The organism is Streptococcus suis, from assembly GCF_002964045.1.
Classification (GTDB): Bacteria; Bacillota; Bacilli; order Lactobacillales; family Streptococcaceae; genus Streptococcus; species Streptococcus suis_U.
Map to the genome: position 1 here is coordinate 1 of NZ_POPB01000154.1, position 288 is coordinate 288.

General features: G+C 45.8%; 1 protein-coding gene. It reads right to left on the bottom strand.

The features are described 5' to 3' along the window. Positions 1 to 288, bottom strand: a 288-nt coding sequence (locus C1E99_RS00895) for a M24 family metallopeptidase (RefSeq protein ID WP_153060130.1), incomplete at both ends; no start/stop codon positions are given.

Here is a 288-nt window from a genome sequence, read left to right on the forward strand (position 1 = left end):
ACTTTTCCAGGGATGTAAATACCTGGCTCGACAGAGAAACACATACCTTCTTCGATGACCAAATCATTGCCTTCCATAATCGATGGGAATTCATGGACACTCATTCCCAAACCGTGACCGAGTCGGTGGTTGAAGTACTCGCCATAACCTGCTTTTTCAATCACAGAGCGAGCGGCATAGTCAATCTCGCCAGCAGTCACACCAGGCTTAATCATATTGACCGCGGCCATGTGAGCCTCCAGAGTCAAGTTGTAAATATCTTTTTTAAACTGATCAGGTTTACCGACA